Source organism: Vibrio splendidus (assembly GCF_002873455.1).
Taxonomy (GTDB): Bacteria; Pseudomonadota; Gammaproteobacteria; order Enterobacterales; family Vibrionaceae; genus Vibrio; species Vibrio splendidus_J.
In genome coordinates this window covers 134,651-154,499 of sequence record NZ_MCUN01000054.1, presented here as the reverse complement: position 1 = coordinate 154,499, position 19,849 = coordinate 134,651, and the positions used below count along the sequence as shown (strand labels likewise).

The window sequence follows — 19,849 nt, the reverse complement described above, 5'->3', positions numbered from 1 at the left end:
AAAGCTCAAAACACCCAATTTGCCCTATGAGATTTTCTAAACAGTAATGGTGACTAGATTCCCTATTTGCACTCAGTCATTTACATTAATTAAAGCTATTTAAAACCTGACTACTACTTCCGGAAAGTTCTTCATCACCTTTACCCACATACTTATCGTACCCAGCTTGCATGCGCTCTCCGGTACCATCAGGTAAAACCTGCAAGTTCTCTTGAGTCGCATTAGGGTTGTACGTTTGTTCTGCTTGCAGCTTAGCAACCGACTGACCTAAAGGTGCGTCATTCGCGCAACCCGCTAATAGAATGACGAGAAAGACCATCATTGTTCTAATCATATCTATCTCCTTATAAATCATGACCAAATGAACCTTCACTGCCACCATCAGTTGGCGCGATTCCTTTGTCTGAACTTGTATTGTCGCTGTCTTCAGAACCAGAAGGCTCCGCAATATATGCACTTCTACCTAACAAGTAATATTCCAGATCATTCGGATCCACAAAGGCATCAGTTGGTAGAGTGACTTTACTTCTATCCACTGGCTTCGCGAGCCTAGGCGTGACAAGTATGACTAGCTCGGTTTCACCCGATATGTATTCCTGACTATTAAAAAGCTGACCTAAAATCGGTACATCACCGATACCCGGCATTTTGTTACTGACATCTCGTACGTTCTCACTCAACAACCCTGCAATACCGATGGTTTGGCCATCAGCAAGCTCAAGCGTAGAAGAAGCACTTCGACGTGTAATTGGTGGGATAAAATAAGTCGCATTCGTCGAACCAGGATCGATAGTCAATGAACTGCTGTTAGCAATTTCACTCACATCAACCGCTAGGTTAAGATTGATTTTTTTATCGCTGAGCACGGTAGGTATGAATTTCAATCCGACCCCATATTCCTTGTACTCAATGGTAATTCCATCGTCGTCTGGAACAGGAATAGGGAACTCACCACCCGCTAAAAACTCGGCTTTTGATCCACTCAATGCGGTTAAGTTTGGCTCTGCTAATACCTTAGCCACACCGTTTTGCTTTGCGACATCAAGAGCAAAAGTAAACAAGGTATTACTATCAATGAAAGAACCTAAAATCCCGTAATCGGTAGAGGTTGGAATATCAAAAATTGGCGTTGCACCCAATACACCAGCAGGGACTGATGAAGCGCCCCACGAAAAGTTAGAACCACTGGTTTGGAAGAAATGGAAGTTAGCATCGAACTTTCTCACCAAGCTTCGCTGAACCTCGGCAACCGTCACTTCAAGCATAACTTGTTGTGCGCCACCAATAGACATCAAGTTGATCACACCCGTTGCGGCGGCTTGTTCACTGCCACTCTTTTTAGCATCATCTGCTGCTTGTCCTGCGGCATAAGTTTCAGCAATTCGCATCGCAACGTTCATTTTTTGTTGATTACTGATTTGCCCACTTAACAGCAAACGGTTTTGCGCACTATGAACTTCAATCGTCTCATCAGGAAGAAACTCGTACAGCTTTGACTTTAAGCTATTAAGATCATGAGTAACTTCAATGTTAATCGACTCAATCAACTGACCTCGTGAATCCCAAGCCATCAAATTTGTCGCCCCTAATTTTTTACCAATTAAGAACAACTCATTAGATTTCAAAATCACAATGTCTAAGACTTCAGGATCACCAAGAGAAACCTTCGCCGCTTTTCCCGACAGCACCACATGCGTAGATTTATGATGTGGAACCGTGACCGTTTTTCCCGTCTGTAGTGCAGCAACACTGGCTGCCGAAAAACAAATCAGGCTAAAAACACACGCTAATAATATTTTCATATCTCACCTCAATCCTTGACGCGCACACTAGATGTTTCTGTACCTTTGATAATGGTGACACTTGGTCTAGGCACATACCGACGAACCACTTTTTTCTCTACTTCATGTGGGTTTCTCAAGGTCAGCTGAATACTACCTTTGCTTTTAGCCGTGAGAAGTTTCTCTGCTTCTTTTGGCGTCATCTCAAGTGTTACCGCACGAACGATAATCGGACTGTTTTCTTTCGTTTTAGCCGTTTGGTCGACGGCCAAAACCTTAATATCTTTCAATACCGTTTGAGTAGCTGCAGAATTTTTTCCGTAAGAAACGGTATTGAGAATATCAACCTTATTACCCGGTAATAAGAAACCGGCCACACCAATAACATCATCAACACGTATAGTTACCGCACGTTTATTTTCAGGGATAAGAGCAGCAAGTGTTGATCCTTCTCCTGGCACAGTAAAACGTAACTTGTGAAGCACCTCTCCGGAATAAATAGTATTGGCGACTACTTTTCCGATAAGCTCCGCTTTATCCGAATAGTTGTTTTCATTGATCCAATCAACTTCCATCAACTTGGTTGTTAAATATTGCTCTTCAATTATGGTTCCAGCTTCAATTTCTTGAGATGCCACTACAACCGGATGACGCTCAACTTGCTCGACTTCAATCGTCGGTTGAACTTGATTGTCCATCCATTGTTTAGCGAAAAATACAGCGGCTAAACCGAATACTACGGACAGTAAAAACAGTAGGAAAACTTGACTCTTATTCATTATTCTCTTCCTCGTGTCCATCAGAGGTAAAATAGACTTTCCATGCCATGGCTAGAATGTCGAACGTGATAACGGGTGGGAGTTGTTCAAACGAAAGAATGTCTTTGCTAATACCAACAAGGTCTTTCGGTAAACAAGGGAAAAGCGGTACTTTGTGCAGCGTATGCATTTGAGACAAACGCTCAAAGAAACCATCTTGCAGCTCTATCTCTTTATCAACAGTTACGCTCACCCACAGAGCTTCATAATCTTGCTGATTCAGAGGCTTGAATTCTATTTTGTAGCCCAAGCGACGTAGAAAGGCAGGGTCACTGATCTTTTCAGGATTCAAATTGGTAGAAAATGCGAGCGTTAAAACGAATGGCATGGTGATTTGTTGCCCATTCGGTAATGACAGGTGATCAAAGAAATATTCCATTGGTACGATCCAGCGGTTGAGCAAAGCATCCACTGGCATGGGTTGGCGCCCCAGATCATCAATAACAAAAATGCCGTTATTAGCCATCATTTGTAAAGGTGCTAACCAAACGCGATTGTGCTCGGAGTGATTTACCTCAAGCATATCCATGGTGAGCTCTCCCCCCACTTGGATATTAGGACGTTCACAATTGAGCCATCGCTTATCGTATTGATCTCGGAGTGAAACAGTTTGCTCACTGCCATTACGATCTAAAGGGGTATGATGTTGCGCTGAGAAAACCTTGATGACATTTCCTAACGCATAAACGGCATAAGGGATAAAAACGGAAGTATGAAGCGCGTTGACAATACGAGACGCGACAAAAGTCTTACCTGTACCAGCGTGCCCATACAACAACAGCGCCCTACCCGAGTTTATTGCCGGCCCTAACACGGAGATCATTTTTTGTACGCCGTAAACATCACTCAATGCCGCTTCTACATCAGGGCGAGTAACAAGCTCTGCCCTTAAATCTTGTTGCTCTACAATTTCAGTATATTGTTTGAGAGAAACAGGAACTGGACCTAAATAAGCGTCTCGTTTGAACGCAAGGTCGGCCTCTTCTAAGCCTTTTTCTGACAAGGAATAACGGACATGACTATGAGAAGACGATTCCAAAGACAAAGCAGAAGTAGGCTGGAATACTTCGATAAGGGATTTATTTCTGAGTACCGCAAGTCCGTTTTCAACAATATGTGTCACTACACACAAATAGTTAGAAAGTGCCAGCACATCAGATTTAGGGTAAGCGGATAAGTGCTTGAGCAACAAGTTTTCAACAACAACCTCAGGAACACCAAGCATTTCAATGGAAGTCGGAACCATAGGAGCTGATATTTGAGGCTTTAAATTACTCGGGGAAGGTATCCCTCTCATATCCATATGTCCTCTCCAACACATCGATTAGTGATTTAGTTTGATCTATGTAAAATAGCTATACATCGCTAAACCTATAACAACGGAAGGTGCGAAAGGCATCGTCACCTTATTAGAATACCGAGAATGTGCGGTGGACGAATTTCTTGTATTTGTTGAAACCCCACTAACTAACATTAGTTTTTCTTCAAAATAACTTCTAACGGTTAGAGATTCGCTGTTGGCACGGTTATAAAGCAAATAAAAAGTAGCTATTATCCCTGCGGCAATGAGAATATAATAAGAAGTATCGAGTAAGTTTCCCCATCCGATATATAGACCTATCACACCCAAAAACTTCACATCACCTGCAGACATTGCTCGTAAGAAATATAAAAAAAGTCCTGAAACGAAAAAAACTGCTGACCCAACCAAAGAAATGGCAAGCGAATCCCAAGTAGAGCCATTATTAATTGACAAAATAAAGAACAACAATACAAATAAAATCAGAACTTTATTCGGTATTCGGTTTTCTTTAACATCGAACACTGATACGACAATTAATATCATCCAAAATACTAGAGATTCACTTATCATTCATTTATATACCTGACACAATTATTAAGAATTTACTGAATAATGCAGTAGCTATACCAGAGAATATTGCCCAAGCAAGAAAAACAAGCAAAGCTGAACCGATAATGTACTCAACAATAGTTAACCCTTTCTGCTTATTAATTCCCTTAAAATTCATGATCGCTATGGTGCAGTTGTTGTACTAATCGCACCAACAATCGCGCTTAGTTTCGTTGACAACGCACTGCCTATTCCGCTGAATATGGTCGTTAACCCTAAAACTAACATAGCTGCGCCGATCACATACTCAATGACGGTTAGACCTTCTTCATCATTCATGAATTCTTTAATATTTTTCAATAAGTTGTTCATAAGAATCTCTCCTTGATTTACGTATCAGGTTTTATTTACCTGTAAACTAAATCTAGAGCTGAACAACATATTTGGTTAGGATTTTTTTGCCATTTACTTGCACTTTTTTGTGGTACTTCTAATCTATTTATTATGCATCGTCATTTGTCTGTTTTTAAAAAAAAATAATTAAATATGAAATAGAGTTGATATTTATATGAAATTAACAACGCCATTGTTAACGGATAGAGACAGTGAATTTAATGCAATTATTATCAACAAGATTAATCATTACTTTCCTATTGATAATTTTGGGCAAGATGTATCTATAATCAGTAACTTAGATGTCAGGTTAGTATTCTTTATACTGAACAGAACAGATAAACTTCAATTGCTTACAATAGCTTTGTCTATTTGCGAAAACCTTAACAAACGAATAGTCATTATTTGTTCGAGCTCTTTACCTAATATCGTTCGAAATCATAAGAATGTATTTTTTATCATCGAAACCAACAGTAATCATCTGACCAGTACATTTGAAGAACTCAAGCGTAAAACGCAACATATCTTCGAGCCCCATTTCGATCTCGACAGAGACATGAATAACAACAATCATCTGCCAGCTAAGCTGTTTACCTCAGAAGTCGTCAACTTTGTTATGGACAACATCAACAAAGAGATCAAAGAAATTGAAATTGCAGAAAAATGTCACTGTTCTACTACCTATTTTTCTAAAAAGTTTCATCTACACTTTGGGGTAAGCTTCAGAGATTTTGTGTGCGACAAACGAATCCTTTTAGCCAAGAAGTTAATCGAAGCCGATACTGAATCAAAAATAGCTGTCATTTCTTATCAATGTGGATACAAGGATGTGTCGTATTTTTCGAGAATTTTTAAGAAAAGGACTGGAGTTACCCCTGCAAGTTACAGACGTGCCTGCACGGATAACAGAAAACGCTAATTTTACTCCCTAAAAGAAAAAATCATGGTACATTTAACATGATTTTAACAAAAATAACTTAGCGAAAAACATGGAGTTAGACAATGATTCAGCCTAACGAGTTTAGCCAAGAAAAAGCAACAGCTCTCCCTACACCCAATGACATGATTTTAAAATGGGCAGAAGAACGCCCAAATGAAGTCTATTTAAAACAAATAATTAACCGCCAATTCGTTGAATTCACTTATAAAGAAGTGGCCGACAAAGCTCTAAAACTGGCGTCTGCATTAGAAGGACTTGGAGCCCAACCCGGCGATCGAGTCGCTCTCGTTTCAAAAAACTGTGCAGAGTGGTTTATCTGCGATCTTGCCATGATGTTAGGAGATTTTGTCAGCGTCCCAATCTTTCCAACAGCTGGAGCAGACACCATTCAGTACTGTATTGAACACAGTGAAAGTAAAATTGTGATTGCGGGCAAACTTGACGATCCTAAGGCCACTCAAAAAGTACTCGATGATAACCCGAGTCTAGTCAGTATCTCACTGCCCTACGATACTGCCGCTAAGTGCCAACACACTTTTGAGCAACTTATCGAAACACACGAGCCCTCAACTAAACGACCTCAGCATCACGATGATAAGCTGATGTCGCTTGTTTATACATCTGGTACTTCTGGTTTACCGAAAGGCGCGATGCTCACATATGGAGCCTTTACGTGGTCAGTTCAACGCTTGATCGACCATATTGGTATCCAACCAGGCGATCGCCTGTTCTCTTATCTACCACTTGCCCATATTACAGAGCGCGTTTACATCTTTGGTTCATCAATAATGGGTGGGGTAGTTACTGCTTTCCCTGAATCTTTAGACACGTTTATCGATGATGTAAAAATGCATCGTCCTACTTTGTTTATTTCAGTCCCTCGTTTATGGACTCTATTCCAACAACGAATCCAAGATAAGCTGCCACAGAAAAAACTAAACTTCTTACTTAAAATTCCATTCGTGAATAACATCATTAAGAAGAAACTGGCTGATGGGCTGGGTTTAGACCAAGCTCGAGTTCTGGGGTGCGGTTCAGCTCCCGTATCACCAGCTCTACTCGCATGGTATGAAAGTGTGGGCCTGCACGTTACCGAAGCCTGGGGAATGACAGAGTCTTTCGCCTACAGCACGATTAACCACCCATTTAGAGCCGAAAAAATTGGTACTGTGGGTAATGCTGGTCCGGGCATCGAACTCAAAATTGCAGAAGACGAAGAGATTTTGGTTCGAAGCAAAGGCATGTTCTCTGGTTATTATAAAAATGACATTGCAACCCAAGAGTCTTTTAACTCGGATGGTTGGCTTCATACCGGTGATATTGGTGATATCGACAGCGAAGGCTACCTAACGATTCGTGGGCGAAAAAAAGACACCTTTAAAACGGCGAAAGGTAAGTTTGTGGCTCCTGTACCAATCGAAAACAAACTCTTTGAGTACAGTCGTGTAGAAATGATGTGTTTGATAGGCTTAGGCTTACCTGGTCCTATCCTGCTCGTGGTACCGCATGACTTCCCTAATTTTGATAGAGCTCGCTACGAAAGAACAAGTAAACGCGTGATCGAAAAAATGAACCAACAATTAGCCTCGCATGAAAAAATCAAAGGCGTATTGATGATTAAGGAACCGTGGAGCATCGACAATGGTGTACTCACCCCAACTCTCAAAATAAAGCGACATGTTCTTGAGCAGAAATACCATGAAGTCGGGCATAACTGGCCGAAAGATAAATTGGTGGTTTGGGAAGAGTAACCGACTACAAAAATACACATAGCATTAAGAGGGAGCTTTTAGCTCCCTCTTTTATTTTACTCAACCCTTGATTGAAACTCTCAATATGTAAAAGTGATAAACCAAAAAAAACGTTACAAAGTTAAACGAATAATCACATCCAACATCTCATCGAAACAAGGGCCTAACGCCTCCTCATCGATGGCATGGCAATACACCCCTTCAAGCTGAGCTGGATCATAGTCGGAACTAAGATCAGGATCGTCTAAAAGCGCACTAGAATTTGCCATTCGTAACAGTAAGTCTTCACCGAACTCACTATCAGGTCCGGTTGCCGATGTTAATGATGAACCTAATCCCAAGGTAAAGACGTAAATATCTTCTCCTCTCGCGGCTTCAGCAATGTCTTCCACTAAATTACGTGCCACACGATTCACTCTGGTATAGAGATCATTTGCCGAATGGCTATCAGGATTATATTGCGCTACCGGGCGCACTGAATGAGTCGGATTTAATATATTAAACTCGGTTGCGCTTGAATCATGAGTAGTATAGTAATCGGGCATCTCGCTAATATGATCATCAATATTACGCCCCTCATAACCGCCACTTAAAGTCGTTGCAATCGAATCATGCCTCCAAAGCCCTCGGGGCGTACCACTGCTACCATCACTCGATCGAATAGCTCCCGTATGCGAATCACCATCCTCAAAATCAAACGTTGTCGCAAAGGTATTTGGCGCTCCATCCGTGAAGAACACGATAACTTTCAAGTTAGCTGGGTCTGCAACCGTTCTAAGCTCATTTAAAGCACGATAGATCCCCTCTGATGCATTGGTATATTGTGCATTAGACGTACTACCAAAATTAAAACTGTCTATCTCTGATTTAATGGTACTTCGACTATGGCCACGAGTCGCATTGAACCCTACCGGAACCTCAGCTCCGAAAGCAAATTTAACCAATGAAATCCGATCAAATCCTTCGTGAAAATTTTCAACGAATGACTTAGACCTGTCGATGACGTCTTGTGTCACGTCACCTATGCTGCCTAGCCTCAAAGAGGTTGTGTTATCAATCACCAACACTAGATCGACAGGGCGACGAATAGATTGCGCAGACACTCCAGGATTAAATGTGTCTAACCCGATTAAAGGTAAAAAGATTGTGGGCACTTGTGCCGTCGCCGAGATATCGATCGAGATATTACCGAATGAATCATAGGAGAAATTGACTGCGCCCAAGCTAGGTGTTGCTGAATAAAAGTCGGCCGGAATATTCGCTGTAAAATATTTTTGAGCAGCGGCACGCCCTGCATCTTCGCCATTGGCGACCGCTCTTGCAGCGGCAATACTGGCAGCATCGACTGCTGCAAATAGTTTCGACTTAACGATATAAGCTCGCCCAGCATCAATCGAAAGCCCGACAACTAAGAGAATAAAAGGCAGTGCTATAACTGACATCAAAGCCACAAGGCCCCGGCTGTAGCGATAATTGATTGGAGTTCCCTTATCCATCTTAATCTCCCTTACATGTATGTTGTATCACTCAGAATGTATTCCTCATCGAGTACTCGACTAAAAATCGGCGAATAGTCATAGAATACTTCTACGCTGTACACTATCTCCCCATCATCCAGCGCAACCGCTAGATTATTAATAAGAGGAGGATTATCAGCATCCACATCAGAACACTCTCCATCACTTGTCCAGTTACTACAACTCGACCAAATAGCACTATTTTTGCTTAACCCATGTTGGTTCCATCGGTATTGGCTTTTAATGTAGGGAGAAGCATCTTCTTGACCAACCACCTCGGTAATGTAAATAACGCCGTCTTGCGTCAAATCCAATGTTCCCGATGTCGTTGCTATAATGTCCATCACTTCTTGCGGGGTGTCAGTATTACTCCGAGAAATAATGTTTCCACCTTCTCGACTGATACTGATAATGATGTGATTGGCTTGAATGAGGTGCGTGATATCGACAGCCGCAACAATAAGCAGCATAAACAAAGGTGCTATTAACGTCATTTCGATTGCCGCAAACCCTTTCTCAGCGTTTTTTTTTATCTTAAAAGAAAACATCCAGTCCTCCCTAAAACGATTCGTTTTTCATTGCCGCACTAACGGTAAATTTAAACTTCCCGTCATCGAGCAAAACATACATATAGGGATTTACAGATGGCCACTCGCAATCAAGATGAATAGAAATAATGTCTCCTGAACCGCCAAACCCAGTTACGACGTTACCGTAGACATCTTCAACACGTATGTTTTGGACATCCATCACTTTGTCGAGCAAGCCGCTCGAAGATTGGGATATTTTTTCTAATATTGCCGCTTCGCGGTCGCTTGATGCATCAGGATCCAGATCAGAACGACCTGTAATGGCATATCTTGCGCCCTCTCTTGCCGAGTGTTGCATGGTCAATTTAACAAACCCGTATATACCAAGATCGACAACCGTTAAAAAAAGTGCAAAAAATAAGCTCACCACAATCGTAAACTCGATAATAGCGATGCCTTTTATTTTAGACTTAAAGCCGTTTCGATAACGGCTACGCTCCGAACCTCTTGAAATAGATTTCATACAGCCCCCACCTTCTCGTCTTTCTATTTCCTCTATCTGCCCAATAGAAAAACCTAGGAGATATAGAAAGACTGAACATTAAAGATATAGAATTGATAAACAAGTTGTTCAAGTTTTATTCACTAAGGAAGTTTAAATTAGTAAAGCTAAGGTTTGAGTAATACTAAAAGTTAATTAAGCCTTTTATTTTCCTAAAGTTTAAATAAAGAAAGAATTCCAAAAATACAGTAGATTCTTAATGTTTATTTATTAGTCGTTCAAATAACTGGTTGTTTTATATCTATTAGAAAAAGAAATGAAACATATAATACGAAGATTATTTTCATATAAATCCGAGTCAAAGTCTCAAAAGTAAGACATAAAAATTTCAAAATAAGCATTTAGTTTAGTATTAAATGGGATTATAAAAATACTCGATGATTAATGGATAAAGTCAGACAGAGTTAAACTCGTAAAGATGAATATTGTGACTGAGATAGAACCAAAGAGATCAGCTTTCACACCATTAACTACATAAGCCATGATTATAGATATTTAATATAATCAGAAGTATCGTTGTTCTCATAATCTAACCCTATGTCTTCTTTCATTCGACAGCTCAGCTGTTCAACGCATAAAACCTTATTCTGTTTCGCCTTAACTTCACCTCTTTTTATCTTCTTATTTTTAAATAACTTAGCACCATAAAATCTCGTCCAACTGATTAATGCTTCCATAATTACTCTCTTGTATTTGCTATCGTTCTATCGTTCTATCGTTCTATCGTTCTATCGTTCTATCGTTATTATGGAAATAATCTGTTCGATAAGCGAACAACCATTCCTAACAAGAACTATAAGAAGAAGTTATGGACAATAGACTGCGTCACCTTTCCGGACTTCGTTACTTCGAAGTCGCAGCTCGCTTAAGTAGCTACAGCAAGGCAGCAGAAGAGCTCTTTGTTAGCCAAGCTGCTGTCAGCCAAAATATCCGTCAGTTAGAGGAACAACTAGAATGCAAGCTGTTCGTTAGGAAAGGGCGTAAAATGGCATTGACTCAAGAGGGACGAACTCTATTCCAACATGTCTCGGGCGGGTTCAAAGAGATAGTCACAGGATTGAACAAGATTCACTCTGAACCCCTGCAAGGCGTTATCGTCGTTCGAAGCCCTCCCTCTTTTGCTTCGCGTTGGCTGTTACCGAGGCTTTGGAAATTCTCAGTAAAACACCCTGAGATTCCAATCAAAATCCTCACTGGGTGTGACACTCCAAATCTAAAACATGGTGAAATTGATGTCGCGATTCGGCAAGGGGAAGATCTTTGTGTTGAGCAAGGTTTAGCACTTGAAGTACTGTTCAATGAACCTCTATATCCCTTTTGTTCTCCCGAGCTCGCCAGTTCTTTGAAATTCACATCACCAGAACAACTACTAAAGTGTTGGTTGATTCAATTTGAGGGTGGCCTTTTCCCTTGGGAGGAATGGTTCAGACAAGCGAGCATTCCAATGCAAGACACCGCTGTTCAGTGGATGGAGGTAGGGACATTTGATATGGGGTTAACGACAGTGATGGCAGGTCATGGGGTTTGCTTGGCAACGGATAGCCTAGCCGGAGACTTTATAGAACGCGACCTGCTTGTTAAACCGTTTAATATTGGGATGACACCTGGCGTCCAAGTTAACTTATGTTTTGATCCTAGCTCACCGAGAAAAGAGCGTATTGCGGCGTTTACTGAATGGCTACACGAAGAGGTTTCTGATATCTCAAAGATCTAGCGTTGGTCTTGGTGTAACTCTTCCTAATAAGAAAGAGTTACGTCTGATCATCTGAATCACTCCCAAAATGATTTTCTCACCTCTTCATTCGCCTGACCTCTGGTAATACCAACATCTTCAAGCAAATGATCCGATAATTCAGCTAGGTGCTTTCTCGTTCTACGCTTCTGAAGATAAAGTCTAAATTTAGAATAGAATTTCTTAACTGATAACGATGACAAAAATGAATGGTTGGTATTTTCGGTTACTGTGATCGTATTCATAGCCTTTCTCCTGTTGATCTTTCGCTTTGTTCTGGTCAATAATCGACCAACAGAGCAACATCGACAAACGATAGATACTGGCATTCAGTTAAGGAAAACTAATGTGAGAGAACGAACCCCACCATTTCAAGGGATCTATTACTTTTACACTGCAGCTGAAACTGGCAGTTTTAAACTCGCGGCTGAAAAGCTGTTTGTCACGGCAGCCGCCGTCAGCCAACAAGTTCGCCAACTTGAAGAATGGTTAGGTGCAGACTTGTTTATTCGCCAGCACCGAAAAATAGTACTCACTCACGAAGGTGAAGTACTTTACCTGCAAGCTAAGAAAGGCTTTGCCCACATTCAAGATGGTGTGAGGCGAATTAACCAAGACCCAAACCCTACTCAACTTTCTATTTCAACCGTGCCATCATTTGCCCAACATTGGTTGGTTCCTAGAATTGGTGACTTTCGCGATCGCCACCCTGACCTATCCATGCTGATTGAACCGACCAATAAGCTAGTCACGTTTGAAGATTCTAATGTCGATGTCTGCGTTCGGTATGGTCACGGTAGCTACCCAAATATCGAGTCTCGTTGGTTAATGGACGAGGTGGTTTACCCAGTTTGTCACCCGATTTATCAAGAGAAGCATGGGATCCATGACATTGACGATCTGCATAAAGCTGAATTGATTGAAGATCGATGGCCAGATATGGATTGGAATCTATGGCTAGACATTGTTGGAGCAAAGGCAGGCCGCTCATCACTGCAATTTGATGGCTCGCATTTTGTTTTAGAAGGCGCGTTATCCGTTCAAGGTGTTGCACTGGTTAAGCACAGTTTGGTGTATCGGTATTTGCAGGAAAAGAAACTCGTTCGAATCGGTAACATCGCACTTAAGCCCAAATACAATTACTTCCTATGTGCGCCAGCTGGATACTTTCATCGTGAGAAAATCAAACGCTTTGAAGCTTGGATGCAAAGTCAGGTTCAGTTATTTGGAAATAAAGGTCGAGAAGAACTAACTATTATCGAGACAGATTACCAACTTAAATGGTCTGATAATTCATAAAGCGAAACTGGTATACTGAGCTCAAATAAATGGCGAGAACATCTCATGACACAAGAAAATAACCCGCTTCACGGCATAACACTGCAGAAGCTACTGACTGAATTGGTTGAGCATTACGGTTGGGAAGAGTTGAGTTATATGGTGAACATCAACTGCTTTAAAAAAGACCCAAGCATTAAATCTAGCTTAAAGTTTTTGCGTAAAACAGACTGGGCTCGAGTGAAGGTTGAGTCGATTTACATTGAGCTAAAACAGAACTCTTAAGTCTTAGTCTTAGTCTTAGTCTTCCAAGAGTAAGATAACAAAAAGCCCCGCAAGCTTTCACTTGCGGGGCTTTTTTAGTTAATTTAGAAAAGAGCTAATTACTTACCAGCTTCTTTTTCTGCTTTAACTTTAGCGATTACTTCTTCTGCCACGTTCATTGGACATGGAGAGTACTGTGCGAATTCCATAGAGAATTGGCCACGGCCTGAAGTAATTGTACGTAGGTGACCGATGTAACCAAACATTTCTGAAAGTGGTACGTCAGCTTTAATACGAACGCCAGTTACGCCAGCTTGTTGATCTTTGATCATACCACGACGACGGTTAAGGTCACCGATAACATCACCAACGTGATCTTCTGGAGTAAATACGTCAACGTTCATGATTGGCTCAAGAAGTTGCGCGCCAGCTTTAGGCATAGATTGACGGAATGCACCTTTCGCTGCGATTTCAAATGCGATTGCAGATGAATCGACTGCGTGGAAACCACCATCGTAAAGTTCAACTTCAACGTCTAGCGTAGGGAAGCCAGCTAGTACGCCGTTTTCCATCATGCCAGCAAAGCCTTTCTCAACAGCAGGCCAGAATTCTTTAGGTACGTTACCGCCAACAACTTTTGAAGAGAACGTAAAGCCAGAACCAGGTTCGCCAGGCTTGATACGGTAATCGATCTTACCGAATTGACCAGAACCACCAGACTGTTTCTTATGCGTGTAGCTATCTTCAATTGCTTGAGTGATAGTTTCACGGTAAGCAACTTGAGGAGCACCAACTGTTAGGTCAACGCCGTAAGTACGCTTAAGGATATCTACCTTGATGTCTAGGTGAAGTTCACCCATACCTTTCAGGATAGTTTCGCCAGTTTCTTCGTCAGTTTCAACTTGGAAAGATGGATCTTCTGCAACCATTTTACCGATCGCGATACCCATTTTCTCAGAACCGCCTTTATCTTTTGGAGATACAGCGATAGAGATTACTGGAGTTGGGAAAACCATTGGCTCAAGCGTTACTTGATCTTTAGGATCACATAGAGTGTGACCTGTTTGCACGTTCTTCATACCAACGATCGCAATGATGTCACCAGCTTGTGCGCTAGTTAGTTCGTTACGGTCATCAGCTTGCATCTCAACCATACGGCCAACACGCTCAGTTTTACCTGTGAATGAGTTAAGAATCGTGTCGCCTTTGTTCAATTTACCAGAGTAAATACGAACGAAAGTTAGAGCACCGAAACGGTCATCCATGATTTTGAATGCAAGAGCTTTAAACGTTTCTTCAGTAGAAACGATAGCGTGCTTACCAGTTTCTTCACCGTTCTCATCCATTAGAGGTTGAGGATCAACTTCAGTTGGAGAAGGTAGGTAATCTACAACAGCGTCAAGGATGATTTGAACACCCTTGTTCTTGAATGCAGAACCACAGTAAGTTGGGAAGAACGCTAGGTCACGAGTACCTTTACGGATACAACGCTTGATGTCTTCGATAGAAGGCTCTTCACCTTCCATGTAAGCTTCCATTAGGTCATCGTCTTGCTCTACAGCAGTTTCGATTAGCTCTTCACGGTATTGCTCTACGTCATCTACCATGTCCGCAGGAACATCTAGAATTTCGTAGTTTTCAGGAAGACCAGTGTCATCCCAAACGTATGCTTTACGGCTTAGAAGGTCTACAACACCCACGAATTCATCTTCGCGGCCGATTGGTAGAACCATAACTAGAGGAGTTGCGCCTAGAACGTTTTTAACTTGGTCAACAACGTTGTAGAAATCTGCACCCATACGGTCTAGTTTGTTAACGAAGATCAGACGAGATACTTCTGATTCGTTAGCGTAGCGCCAGTTAGTTTCTGATTGTGGTTCAACACCACCAGAACCACAGAATACACCGATACCGCCATCAAGTACTTTAAGAGAACGGTATACTTCAACTGTGAAGTCAACGTGTCCAGGAGTATCGATAACGTTTAGACGGTGACCGTTCCAGAAACAGCTTACAGCTGCTGATTGGATAGTAATTCCGCGCTCAGCTTCCTGTTCCATGAAGTCAGTAGTTGATTCGCCATCATGTACTTCACCAGTCTTGTGGATCTGACCAGTTAGCTTAAGGATACGCTCAGTGGTAGTTGTTTTACCCGCATCAACGTGCGCGAAAATACCAATGTTTCTGTATTTCGATAAATCTGCCATTGTCTTACTCTGTTAATAGGATATAAAATGCGCGCAGAGTATATCACAATCTGTGAAGACTGATAGCTTTGCATGCATTTGGGACTAAAAAACTTTGCCTTTTTCTAACATATAGAAAAAGGCAATCTGTAGAAACAATCTAAATGATTGTTAAGTTTAGTGCTAACTTAAAGCGAAAATAGCGTTTAAGTTAGACTGAATTTCTGCTGTATAGAGTAGCTGAAGTGAGCTCAATTACAACTCATCAAAAGCATTAATTGCTTCTGATAATTTTTTCACACCGTGGATCTGCATTCCTGGAATGCCCCCTTTTGGCATGTTGGCCGCCGGAACAATCGCTCTCTTAAAGCCATGTTTAAATGCCTCATTTAAGCGCTCTTGCCCGCTCGGTACAGGTCGAATCTCACCCGCGAGGCCTACTTCCCCAAATACCACTACATCTTTTGGCAATGCACGGTCTCTGAAACTCGAAAGTAAAGCGATCACTAATGCAAGATCGGCACTGGTTTCGGTTACTTTAACACCACCGACGACATTCACAAACACATCTTGGTCAGCCATTTGTAAGCCGCCATGTTTATGCAGCACGGCTAATAACAATGAAAGCCTGTTTTGCTCTAGACCAACAGCAACACGACGCGGGTTAGCGAGCTGGGAATAGTCCACCAGCGCTTGGATTTCAACAAGAAGCGGACGTGTCCCTTCCCACACAACCATGACCGAACTGCCCGAGGTTTCTTCTTCGCCGCGAGACAAAAAAATAGCGGATGGGTTGCTGACTTCTTTAAGACCTTGGCCTGTCATTGCAAACACACCCAACTCATTGACCGCACCAAAACGGTTCTTGTGACTGCGCAGCGTTCTAAAGCGGCTATCGGTTCCGCCATCTAACAGCACGGAACAGTCAATAATGTGTTCCAGTACTTTTGGCCCCGCTAATGTGCCGTCTTTAGTTACGTGTCCCACCAAGAACACCGCAACGTTGTTCTGTTTCGCATAGCGCGTTAATGCGGTTGCCGATTCGCGCACCTGCGCCACACTGCCCGGCGATGATTGAACATCAGCGACATGCATAACTTGGATTGAGTCGATAACCATGATCTTAGGTTGCTCTTTCTCAGCGACCTGACAGATTTTGTCGACGTTGGTTTCAGAGAGCATTTTTAAGTGCTCTTTTGGTAAGCCCAATCGAGAGGCACGCATCGCTACCTGTTGTAAGGATTCTTCCCCTGTGACATAGAGAGTCGGTAATTGCGCAGAAAGCTGACACATGGTCTGCAGTAACAGGGTTGATTTACCTGCACCTGGATTACCACCGATAAGAATCGCAGCGCCAGGAACGACACCGCCACCAAGTACGCGGTCGAGTTCTTTGAAGCCGCTACTAAAGCGAGGAACTTCTTGCAGGTCAATCTCAGAGAGTGTTTGAACCGAAGATTCCGTTGTGCCACCCGCATAACCACCACTGAGTCGTTCATTACGTGCAACTTGAGGTGAAGCCGCTAGTCTAACTTCTGTAATCGTGTTCCAAGCACCACATGCATTACACTGTCCTTGCCAACGTGGAAAGTCAGCCCCACAGTCATTACACACATAAGCTCGTTTTGCCTTAGCCATAAAACCTCAATAATTTACTCAGTTACACAATGATGTTGTCAATTTGTGACTTATTTGACCGTACGGGTGAAAATAAAAGTTGCAGTCATACCAGTTATACTTAAAGATCGATTTAAACTAGTCGATAACATAAACGTACCGTCCATTCTAACAAGAAAAGTATGCAGCAATCTGAAATTCTATCTGTAGCAGAGCGACTCATCCCAGCCTATCACGCTGAGGATTTCGACTTCCTTCTTTCTCAAATGACAGAAGGTGAATCCCCGTCTCTGAAATTGCTCGTTAAAATGGAACTTAATCGTATCATGGCTCCGTGCACAAAGAGCATTGATTTACGCGGGCGTATTGATACTGAATGTCGTCAGTTTACGCTAGATGGTCGTAAACACTGGCTTGATGATATTGCTTTGAACGCGTATCAACGTGGTACTAAAAAGTTTAAAGGCTATACAGAGGGCGCATGGGAGTTAGTGATGACTCCGCGAACTCAGCCACTTCGTAATATCGTTAAAACGTCGTCTAAAAATAATCAAGATATCACTAACGCTAATAGCCCGTATGAAGCGGAAGCCATTAACCTCGGTTACGACTTAAAGCGTCAAGAAAACAGACTTAAAATTAGCTCGCAGGTTGAGATCACCACATCTAAAGGGCAAAGCCTACACGGTGTAACGGTTGATATTTCCCCGTCGGGTGCAAAATTCAAGGTACCGAGCGCCTTTAAGTACAACCTCGGTGAGATCATCAGCGTTAAATTCACAGAGCTTATCGAAAAATCACAAGAAAACGATGTTTACCAGGCGGTTGAATTTCGCGTTCTGGGCATTGATGAGTCTTACGAGAATAACGCCGTCAAATTCTTAAGAACGATCAAGGTAAGCAATAACAATATCGTAGCCCGCTTGCTTGATGAGTCTTTGAATAGCTCAAGTAAGAAAACCAGCCATGAAAATCAAGATAGGATCATTCGAACTCGTACTCGAGGTATCGAACACACCTATCTCAAGCACACCTGTAATCTTCCTCTTTTCTTTAGCGGCAGTGAACTAAAGCTTGCTCTACTTACGGATAACAACCACCCGCTTTGGCAATACTGGCACGATGAGCGAAACCAACAAGCTCTGGGTACTCTGTTCAACGAGCAACGAATGAACTTGCTGGCTAAACCTGGCGTAAAGGGAACCAGTAACGTTATCTACTCGTTTACTCATGAGCATCAAGACAAGACCTTGTTCTATTCGATGATGCTCCCTGAAGCCTCTCGTGAACAAAGGCAGTTGTTCTGGCACATCGGCGGTAAACGCAAAAGCTGGAAGGCGTTCAAGTTCTCGGTGTTCGAACTTTCAGACACCGAACAACAAGCCTTGGCCAAGCACTCGGATACGTTAGCTCAAAGCTCAGCAAAACTGACGCATTGCGGGATCTTGCAAGAAATTGGCGATCACGAAAGTGCAGCTGATTATCTATTGAGTGAAAAACCGCGCATTCCAAGCAGTGAACTGAACCGCTTCCGTCACCCGCGTAATGTGGTGGGGAATATTCAAAGTATTTACTTCGACTCTCAAACTCGTCGTAAAGAGCCGAGGTATCAATTTAAGTCACCGTTACAGCTCACCTCACAAGATGGCGCCGCGGCTAACGGACATACCTTAGACATATCGAAACGTGGACTCAGTATTGCCCTTGAGCATCCGATGGTACTCAAGATTAATGACCCGGTATTAGTAAACTTCAATGAACTGCAGCTCTACGACAAAAACCTGCCATTAAGCACCGTGCCTTACCATGTAATTCGAGTCAGCCCGAATGGTCGCAACGTGCAGTTGGTTATCGCCGAGAACACGAAGACAATGCGTACTATCGCCTTTCTCAATGGGCTTATCGATCAGAACCAAAGCAAGTTGATTAAGAAGAAAGAGATACTGCCAACACATTCGCTGCTCGAGTCTCTACACAACATTTTGCTGAGCAAGATGGTCAGCAACCCAATATTCATTGATAAACCGGGCTCAACACTACGTTGTAAGATCATTGGCGTAAACTTCCCGCTGAATAAACACTTAGCACTGCTCGCTAAGCTTGGCCACAATCAAAAGTTCTCACTCGAACCTATTTTCAAAGGACACTCTAACTCGCTGTTGGCTGAACCACTGAAAAAAATTGAAGGTGCTGAGCCTAAACACCATGATGTCTATATTGCTGCGGTTAAGTTTGGCGACAAGATCCAATCCGTACATACGAAGTTGGTCAAAGACTTCGCCTCGGCAAAGGAACGCATCTTGTTCATCAAGAAAGCTCAGCATTTAGGTGACGTGTATGTACTACGAGTCACTACTGCACCTATTTTTAATCCGCTAACGAGTTTATTCCAGTCTGATTTAGAAGAGCTCTCACGCATCAGCATGCACCAAGCTAAGAAGCTAGAGAACGAGGTCACTGCTTTTATTGGTTATGGTGAGATAGAAGATATTACCGATGAAGTGTTGATTCGATTGGAGCTGACACGCTAACCTCCAGCGGCGTCTTAACTTGAACATGAAATAGAAAAAGCAGGCTGATAGCCTGCTTTTTTGTATCCGTTGTAAATACGTTTTTGTTTAACGCTTA

The 19,849-nt window shown here is 42.2% G+C and carries 19 protein-coding genes; 6 read left to right on the top strand and 13 right to left on the bottom strand.

Translation table 11 applies throughout. From position 1 onward, the window contains the following. Nucleotides 1-85 precede the first annotated feature (85 nt). The 6 genes from BCU75_RS22820 to BCU75_RS22795 form a co-directional block, all read right to left on the bottom strand. Nucleotides 86-355, bottom strand: a complete 270-nt coding sequence (locus BCU75_RS22820) for a hypothetical protein (RefSeq protein ID WP_102465253.1) — start codon at nt 353-355, stop codon at nt 86-88. Continuing rightward, nucleotides 345-1,802, bottom strand: a complete 1,458-nt coding sequence (locus tag BCU75_RS22815) for a type II and III secretion system protein family protein (RefSeq protein ID WP_102475180.1) — start codon at nt 1,800-1,802, stop codon at nt 345-347. Before BCU75_RS22815 ends, BCU75_RS22820 begins: the two co-directional genes overlap by 11 nt. An 8-nt stretch (nt 1,803-1,810) precedes the next feature. Continuing rightward, the gene (cpaB, locus tag BCU75_RS22810) at nt 1,811-2,560 is read right to left on the bottom strand and encodes a Flp pilus assembly protein CpaB (RefSeq protein ID WP_017110456.1); all 750 of its coding nucleotides are present in this window, start codon (nt 2,558-2,560) and stop codon (nt 1,811-1,813) included. Then, the gene (locus tag BCU75_RS22805) at nt 2,553-3,902 is read right to left on the bottom strand and encodes an AAA family ATPase (RefSeq protein WP_102465251.1); all 1,350 of its coding nucleotides are present in this window, start codon (nt 3,900-3,902) and stop codon (nt 2,553-2,555) included. Before BCU75_RS22805 ends, cpaB begins: the two co-directional genes overlap by 8 nt. Before the next feature lie 39 nt (nt 3,903-3,941). Beyond that, nucleotides 3,942-4,472 carry an A24 family peptidase gene (locus tag BCU75_RS22800; protein WP_102475179.1) on the bottom strand — a complete coding sequence of 177 codons (531 nt, stop codon included), beginning with the start codon at nt 4,470-4,472 and terminating at the stop codon, nt 3,942-3,944. Nucleotides 4,473-4,634: 162 nt separating this feature from the next. Continuing rightward, the gene (locus BCU75_RS22795) at nt 4,635-4,823 is read right to left on the bottom strand and encodes a Flp family type IVb pilin (RefSeq protein WP_076675737.1); all 189 of its coding nucleotides are present in this window, start codon (nt 4,821-4,823) and stop codon (nt 4,635-4,637) included. Nucleotides 4,824-5,019: 196 nt separating this feature from the next. Between BCU75_RS22795 and BCU75_RS22790 the strand changes: the two genes are divergently transcribed. Continuing rightward, nucleotides 5,020-5,763, top strand: coding sequence for a helix-turn-helix domain-containing protein (locus BCU75_RS22790; protein WP_076675739.1), 744 nt, complete (start codon nt 5,020-5,022; stop codon nt 5,761-5,763). An 83-nt stretch (nt 5,764-5,846) separates the two neighbouring features. After that, nucleotides 5,847-7,535: an AMP-binding protein gene (locus tag BCU75_RS22785; RefSeq protein ID WP_102475178.1), complete on the top strand. Its 1,689-nt coding sequence runs from the start codon at nt 5,847-5,849 to the stop codon at nt 7,533-7,535. A 113-nt stretch (nt 7,536-7,648) separates the two neighbouring features. Here the strand turns inward: BCU75_RS22785 and BCU75_RS22780 are convergent, their stop codons facing one another. From BCU75_RS22780 to BCU75_RS22765, 4 genes are all read right to left on the bottom strand, one after another. Further along, nucleotides 7,649-9,031, bottom strand: coding sequence for a vWA domain-containing protein (locus BCU75_RS22780; protein ID WP_102475177.1), 1,383 nt, complete (start codon nt 9,029-9,031; stop codon nt 7,649-7,651). 11 nt (nt 9,032-9,042) lie between these two features. Then, on the bottom strand, nt 9,043-9,600 hold the full coding sequence (locus BCU75_RS22775) for a TadE/TadG family type IV pilus assembly protein (protein ID WP_102475176.1): 558 nt from the start codon (nt 9,598-9,600) through the stop codon (nt 9,043-9,045). Between the two features lie 10 nt (nt 9,601-9,610). Beyond that, nucleotides 9,611-10,105, bottom strand: a complete 495-nt coding sequence (locus BCU75_RS22770) for a TadE/TadG family type IV pilus assembly protein (protein ID WP_102475175.1) — start codon at nt 10,103-10,105, stop codon at nt 9,611-9,613. A 524-nt stretch (nt 10,106-10,629) separates the two neighbouring features. Then, on the bottom strand, nt 10,630-10,821 hold the full coding sequence (locus tag BCU75_RS22765; protein ID WP_102475174.1) for a hypothetical protein: 192 nt from the start codon (nt 10,819-10,821) through the stop codon (nt 10,630-10,632). Between the two features lie 131 nt (nt 10,822-10,952). Between BCU75_RS22765 and BCU75_RS22760 the strand changes: the two genes are divergently transcribed. Then, nucleotides 10,953-11,858: a LysR substrate-binding domain-containing protein gene (locus tag BCU75_RS22760; protein ID WP_102475173.1), complete on the top strand. Its 906-nt coding sequence runs from the start codon at nt 10,953-10,955 to the stop codon at nt 11,856-11,858. A 56-nt stretch (nt 11,859-11,914) separates the two neighbouring features. Here BCU75_RS22760 and BCU75_RS22755 read toward each other — a convergent pair whose 3' ends face one another. After that, the gene (locus tag BCU75_RS22755; protein WP_102475172.1) at nt 11,915-12,121 is read right to left on the bottom strand and encodes a DUF1127 domain-containing protein; all 207 of its coding nucleotides are present in this window, start codon (nt 12,119-12,121) and stop codon (nt 11,915-11,917) included. Between the two features lie 103 nt (nt 12,122-12,224). Between BCU75_RS22755 and BCU75_RS22750 the strand changes: the two genes are divergently transcribed. Further along, nucleotides 12,225-13,175, top strand: coding sequence for a LysR substrate-binding domain-containing protein (locus tag BCU75_RS22750; RefSeq protein WP_102475171.1), 951 nt, complete (start codon nt 12,225-12,227; stop codon nt 13,173-13,175). Between the two features lie 45 nt (nt 13,176-13,220). Continuing rightward, the gene (locus BCU75_RS22745) at nt 13,221-13,439 is read left to right on the top strand and encodes a VF530 family DNA-binding protein (RefSeq protein ID WP_054547529.1); all 219 of its coding nucleotides are present in this window, start codon (nt 13,221-13,223) and stop codon (nt 13,437-13,439) included. Nucleotides 13,440-13,537: 98 nt separating this feature from the next. Here the strand turns inward: BCU75_RS22745 and fusA are convergent, their stop codons facing one another. Both fusA and radA read right to left on the bottom strand, forming a co-directional pair. Next, nucleotides 13,538-15,625 (bottom strand): elongation factor G, encoded by a 2,088-nt coding sequence (fusA, locus tag BCU75_RS22740; protein WP_017106964.1) that lies wholly within the window; start codon nt 15,623-15,625, stop codon nt 13,538-13,540. 234 nt (nt 15,626-15,859) lie between these two features. Beyond that, entirely contained in the window at nt 15,860-17,242 is a 1,383-nt protein-coding gene (gene radA / locus BCU75_RS22735) for a DNA repair protein RadA (RefSeq protein ID WP_102475170.1), read from the bottom strand. A 161-nt stretch (nt 17,243-17,403) separates the two neighbouring features. On the opposite strand from radA, the gene BCU75_RS22730 reads away from it, so the two are divergent. Then, on the top strand, nt 17,404-19,752 hold the full coding sequence (locus tag BCU75_RS22730) for a PilZ domain-containing protein (protein WP_102475169.1): 2,349 nt from the start codon (nt 17,404-17,406) through the stop codon (nt 19,750-19,752). Nucleotides 19,753-19,849 lie beyond the last annotated feature (97 nt).

What these genes read in the sequence shown, in the direction of transcription:
- BCU75_RS22820 (WP_102465253.1), bottom strand. Translation starts at nt 355, where the DNA reads ATGATTTATAAGGAGATAGATATGATTAGAACAATGATGGTCTTTCTC.
- BCU75_RS22815 (WP_102475180.1), bottom strand. Translation starts at nt 1,802, where the DNA reads ATGAAAATATTATTAGCGTGTGTTTTTAGCCTGATTTGTTTTTCGGCA.
- cpaB (WP_017110456.1), bottom strand. Translation starts at nt 2,560, where the DNA reads ATGAATAAGAGTCAAGTTTTCCTACTGTTTTTACTGTCCGTAGTATTC.
- BCU75_RS22805 (WP_102465251.1), bottom strand. Translation starts at nt 3,902, where the DNA reads ATGGATATGAGAGGGATACCTTCCCCGAGTAATTTAAAGCCTCAAATA.
- BCU75_RS22800 (WP_102475179.1), bottom strand. Translation starts at nt 4,472, where the DNA reads ATGATAAGTGAATCTCTAGTATTTTGGATGATATTAATTGTCGTATCA.
- BCU75_RS22795 (WP_076675737.1), bottom strand. Translation starts at nt 4,823, where the DNA reads ATGAACAACTTATTGAAAAATATTAAAGAATTCATGAATGATGAAGAA.
- BCU75_RS22790 (WP_076675739.1), top strand. Translation starts at nt 5,020, where the DNA reads ATGAAATTAACAACGCCATTGTTAACGGATAGAGACAGTGAATTTAAT.
- BCU75_RS22785 (WP_102475178.1), top strand. Translation starts at nt 5,847, where the DNA reads ATGATTCAGCCTAACGAGTTTAGCCAAGAAAAAGCAACAGCTCTCCCT.
- BCU75_RS22780 (WP_102475177.1), bottom strand. Translation starts at nt 9,031, where the DNA reads ATGGATAAGGGAACTCCAATCAATTATCGCTACAGCCGGGGCCTTGTG.
- BCU75_RS22775 (WP_102475176.1), bottom strand. Translation starts at nt 9,600, where the DNA reads ATGTTTTCTTTTAAGATAAAAAAAAACGCTGAGAAAGGGTTTGCGGCA.
- BCU75_RS22770 (WP_102475175.1), bottom strand. Translation starts at nt 10,105, where the DNA reads ATGAAATCTATTTCAAGAGGTTCGGAGCGTAGCCGTTATCGAAACGGC.
- BCU75_RS22765 (WP_102475174.1), bottom strand. Translation starts at nt 10,821, where the DNA reads ATGGAAGCATTAATCAGTTGGACGAGATTTTATGGTGCTAAGTTATTT.
- BCU75_RS22760 (WP_102475173.1), top strand. Translation starts at nt 10,953, where the DNA reads ATGGACAATAGACTGCGTCACCTTTCCGGACTTCGTTACTTCGAAGTC.
- BCU75_RS22755 (WP_102475172.1), bottom strand. Translation starts at nt 12,121, where the DNA reads ATGAATACGATCACAGTAACCGAAAATACCAACCATTCATTTTTGTCA.
- BCU75_RS22745 (WP_054547529.1), top strand. Translation starts at nt 13,221, where the DNA reads ATGACACAAGAAAATAACCCGCTTCACGGCATAACACTGCAGAAGCTA.
- fusA (WP_017106964.1), bottom strand. Translation starts at nt 15,625, where the DNA reads ATGGCAGATTTATCGAAATACAGAAACATTGGTATTTTCGCGCACGTT.
- radA (WP_102475170.1), bottom strand. Translation starts at nt 17,242, where the DNA reads ATGGCTAAGGCAAAACGAGCTTATGTGTGTAATGACTGTGGGGCTGAC.
- BCU75_RS22730 (WP_102475169.1), top strand. Translation starts at nt 17,404, where the DNA reads ATGCAGCAATCTGAAATTCTATCTGTAGCAGAGCGACTCATCCCAGCC.